The organism is Kitasatospora sp. NPDC059088 (genome assembly GCF_042738155.1).
Classification (GTDB): Bacteria; Actinomycetota; Actinomycetes; order Streptomycetales; family Streptomycetaceae; genus Kitasatospora.
In genome coordinates this window covers 1-4203 of the sequence record NZ_JBHYGR010000258.1, presented here as the reverse complement: position 1 = coordinate 4203, position 4203 = coordinate 1, and the positions used below count along the sequence as shown (strand labels likewise).

At 71.0% G+C, this 4203-nt stretch carries 4 protein-coding genes; 2 read left to right on the top strand and 2 right to left on the bottom strand.

Going from position 1 to position 4203, the window contains the following annotated elements:
- Both ACFWXO_RS44930 and ACFWXO_RS44925 read left to right on the top strand, forming a co-directional pair.
- The coding region (locus ACFWXO_RS44930; RefSeq protein WP_380532944.1) for an integrase core domain-containing protein at positions 1–188 on the top strand (188 nt) is incomplete at its 5' end.
- 14 nt (positions 189–202) lie between these two features.
- On the top strand, positions 203–631 hold the full coding sequence (locus ACFWXO_RS44925) for a DUF5655 domain-containing protein (protein WP_380532941.1): 429 nt from the start codon (positions 203–205) through the stop codon (positions 629–631).
- 426 nt (positions 632–1057) lie between these two features.
- Here the strand turns inward: ACFWXO_RS44925 and cas3 are convergent, their stop codons facing one another.
- The gene (cas3, locus tag ACFWXO_RS44920) at positions 1058–3472 is read right to left on the bottom strand and encodes a CRISPR-associated helicase Cas3' (protein WP_380532938.1); all 2415 of its coding nucleotides are present in this window, start codon (positions 3470–3472) and stop codon (positions 1058–1060) included.
- Between the two features lie 20 nt (positions 3473–3492).
- Entirely contained in the window at positions 3493–4170 is a 678-nt protein-coding gene (gene cas5 / locus ACFWXO_RS44915; protein ID WP_380532935.1) for a CRISPR-associated protein Cas5, read from the bottom strand.
- Positions 4171–4203: the final 33 nt, after the last annotated feature.

Genomic DNA, 4203 nt, shown 5'->3' with positions numbered 1-4203 from the left:
ACGCCCTCGCCGAGTCCTTCTTCGCCACCCTCAAACGGGAGCTGCTCGGCGACCACCCCTGGCCCAGCAAGGCCGCAACACGGACCGCGATCTTCGAGTGGATCGAAGCCTGGTACAACATATGCAGACTGCACAGCAGCCTCGGCTACCGCAGTCCCGCCGAATACGAGACCGCCCTGGCGGCCTGACCACCACACCAACGGTGTCCGTCAAAGCGGAGCAAGCTCAATCGACGGGTGGACGGTTGCAGCGGACGCGGCCGGCTTCCCCAATCCGCCGGACGGTCGGCTACGTACTGGCACAGGCGGGCGACCAGGTGCGGGAGCTGTACGACGAGTTGGACGCCCGTCTGCTCGACCTCGGCGAGGGCCACTCGGTTGAGCTGCAGCACTACGTCGCCTACCGGCGCCGGCAGAACTTCGCTTGTGTACGCGTCTTGGCGCAGGCGCAGGCGCTGGTCGTCTTCCTCCGCGTCGACCCGACGACGGTGCGGCTCGTACCCGGCTTTACGCGGGACGTCCGGCAGATCGGGCATCTCGGGACCGGAGAGCTGGAACTCCGGATCGCTTCGCTCGAGGACCTCGACCGGTCGATGCCGCTGCTGCGGACGAGCTACGCCGCAGCGGCCTGATCGGACACAGCAATGGGGCCACGCACCCTGCTTGGGTGCGCGGCCACCGACCGGGCTCCGCGGGGTACAGATCGGAGGGCGGCAGGCTCCGCAGTGCGCCCCAGTGGGGCGCTCATCGAGGTCGACGAGGGAGAAGGCTCTCGGACGCGGGCGCGGGCATAGCGCATGGGGTTGCCTCCCCTTCAAGGGGCGATCCGGAGAAGGGACCTTCGGCTTCGAGCCTTGGGACTGGTAGTTGGAACCCCTTCCAGGGGCGATGAGGGCCTGCCGAGAGCCTGTGGGTTGGCGTGTTCGCGCCCACGTTGATACCCCTCTGAGGGGACGGCGAGGGATTCCTGCGCTTGGTCTCCGTCGACTTGGAGTTGCTATCCCGGGGCGGGGCAATCAGCGAAACTGCCGTGTGCCTCTGATGCTACCGGCGATCCGTTACACGACCTGGCCGGTCTGGTAGGCGTGTCGGTTGGGGCCTCGGACAGCGAGGAGGCCGAGGTCGGGGTCGTAGTCGGCGTCGAGGATGCGGACGTTGAGGGCCTTCTCGTGGCAGCTGAGTGGGGCAGCCCAGGCGGGCATGGGGATGAGGTACTGGTCGGCGACGAGTCGTCCCTCCGCGGTGGTGCCCTGGGTGAGCGCGCTGGTGTAGGCCGCGCGATGCTGTTCGAGGATGGCTTCGGTGCCGTCGAAGAGGTCGTCGAAGGTCTGGGCGAGGTCGGTGCGGTCGGCGAAGGGACGGCGGAAGGTGAGGAAGGCGCTGTCGAAGATGTCGCGGTGGGTGGTGACTTCGTCGTGCCAGCGCTTGCCCCAGTCGGCGGCGTAGATGGTGTTGAGCCAGCCGGTCGCGTCGGCTTCGCTGACGATGCGGTGCTGGTGTTCGAGCAGGCGGTGCCAGCCGGCCTCGACCGGTTCTCGGGGATAGATGCCGTCGGCGTACTCACCGGGCTGGTTGCGTCGGCGAGTCCAGGCCGGTGCGTGGACAATGACGTCGGCCGGCTCGCGGGCACCGAGGCGGTTGACGCGGCCGAACCGCTGGAGGAGGGCTTCCAACGGTGCGGCGGCGGTGAAGAGGACGTCGAAGTCGAGGTCGAGGCTGACCTCGACGACCTGGGTGGCGATCAGTAGCCCGGGGAACCGGTCGGCTGCTGCGCTGGTAAAGCGGGCGCGGATGTTCTGCTCGATGCGGTTGCGGTCCTGTCGGGTGAAGCGGGAGTGCAGGAGGAAGGCGCTGTCGTCGCCGTGGAGGGCCCGGCAGTGCGGGGCGAGTTCGGTGAACAGGGCCAGGGCGTGGGCGACGTTGTTGGCGACGACGAGGACGCTCTGGCCCTGGTCGAGCCGGCCGCGGATCTCGTTGGTGGTGGCCGGGTCGGTGAGGTGGTGCTGGCGGACCTGCAGGCGGTGGCGGGCCGGCAGGCCGAGATCGGGGGTGTCCACGAGCGCGGGCGTCTGGGCGAGCGTGTCCTTGAAGAGGTCGGCGAGGACGTCGGGCAGGGTGGCGGAGACGACGGCGATCCGTCCGCCCAGGCGCTCCCACAGCCGGGCCGTGGCGAGGATGTAACCGAGGCGGCGGGAGTCGTAGGCATGCAGCTCGTCCAGGATGAACACCGAGTTCGCGGCATCCACGAGCAGGCCGGCGTGGGCTGGGCCCGCCAGCGCGGCGCGGAGCAGCTGGTAGGGGGTGCCCACTCGCACGCTCTCGCGGAAAAGGCGGGTGGCCGCTGCCCGGGCCAGGGCCTTGGCGGCCTCGCTCTGCTGGCAGGGCCCGGCCTGTTCGTCTTCGTCGGGGTTGTCGGTGGAGTGGATGGCGGCGGCCAGGTGGTAGGAGGCCGCGCGGGAGTGGGCGACGCCGACCAGGTCCGGGTCGCCGAGCAGGTCGGCGAAGCGGTCGGCCATCGCGTTGATGGAGGCGAGGTAGGGCAGGGTGAAGAAGACCCTGGGCACCCCGCCCGTGTGCTGGGTGAGCTCGGTGACCTGTCGGGCCGCCCAGAGCAGCACGGCCTCGGTCTTGCCGCTCCCGGTGGGCGCGCGCAGGAGCAGGTGGCCGCTGGTCTCGGCCGCGCGGAGCTGGTGCTCGCGCAGTACGCGGCCCTTGGCGGCCATCTGCTCTTCGAGGGCGGGCCGGAAGCGGTGGTCGAAGGGCTGGGTGGTGCGGAGACAGCCGTGGGCGGAGGAGAGGTGGTCGGCGACCGTCACCGCTCCTTGGAGTAGGACAGCGGCCAGGCCGATGTCGGCGGCCACCCTCCGGTCCCAGCGGTTCAGCAGCTCGGTGAGGATGCCGTGGGCCGTGTCGGTGAGGCTGGTGCTGCTCAGTGTGCTGGTCTTATGGGTGGTGGGGAGCAGGGCGGTGGCCGCGGTGGTGTGCAGCCAGCCGAGCAGCGCCGTCACCGCGTTCTCGTCGATCGGGCCGATCCGCTTCGCGAGTTCGTCCGGTGTCAGGCCGTCGTAGAGGAAGCGCAGATCGCGGCCGTTGCTGCCGGTCAGGGCGCGGTGGTGGGTGGCGACACCGGCCGCCACCCACCCGCGCAACTGCTCGTCCGGGACCAGGACCGGTAGGAAGCCTAGGGAGACGACCTCGTGCCGCTCACCCCAGGAGCGCACCCGGCCGAGGAGCATCTGCTGGCAGCCGTCGGGGAGCTTGCCGCCGTCGTGGTACAGCCCGCTCAGCTGGGCGGCCGGCCAGAACCGGCCGTCCAGCACTCGCTCGGCAGCCTCGATCCGGCCCACCCGTCCGGCGAGCTCGATCCCGGCCACCAAGGTGGCCGCCAAGTGCACCGTCAGTTCCTCGGGTGGCACGGCGCCGCGGGCGCTCTTGGCCAGCAGCGTCCGCAGGGGATCGGCGCTCGTGCCCAAGGTCGTCTCCTTCTTCTGGGTCAGGCCGGGCTGACGGTGGTGGTGAAGTGGGCGCCGGGGTGGACGGGCTGCAGCAGTAGAACGGCCTGGCCGTCGGCATCCGACCAGCTGCCGGGCACCGGGGTGCGGCTGCGGCTGGTGGCGTCGTGCCGGTAGTCGCCCCAGACGGTCCGCTCTCGCCCAGGGGCAACCGCTGTCGGCAGTCGCAGCAGCGTGCCCTGGGCCTTGGGGAAGGCGGGGACGACGGCGCCGCGCTGTTCCCCTTCGGCCGGGGCGAGGACGGTGTGGTCGAGGCGGATGCCGACGAGGTCCTGGCTTCGGCCCAGCCGCAGCGGCCACACCGGCCGCCGCAGCCGGCCGCGCCATACCTCGGCGTCGTCCAGCAGCCAGACGTGCACGGTGGCGTCGGCGAGGAACTCCCGGGTGCGCGGGACCGGGGTGGTGGCCTTCCCAGTGGCATCCAGCGGGTGGTAGGTCTCCAGGTCGACCCCGGCGCCGGCGGATTGGAAGGCCATGGCGAACCGCAGGCCGACGTCGACCTCGTCCCAGCCGCCGGCCGCCGCCGCGAGCATGCCTGCGACGGTGGACGGCGGCGGGCAGGGATGAGTGACTTGCACACCGGCATACAGGTGGTTACGGAAGGAGACCACCGGCGCGGTCAGCGTCACCCGCAGCGCCGTGACCGGGGCGGCCGTCATGCCGCGGGGTCCTCGAACCAGGCGTCGTGCTCG

What these genes read in the sequence shown, in the direction of transcription:
- cas5 (WP_380532935.1), bottom strand. Translation starts at nt 4,170, where the DNA reads ATGACGGCCGCCCCGGTCACGGCGCTGCGGGTGACGCTGACCGCGCCG.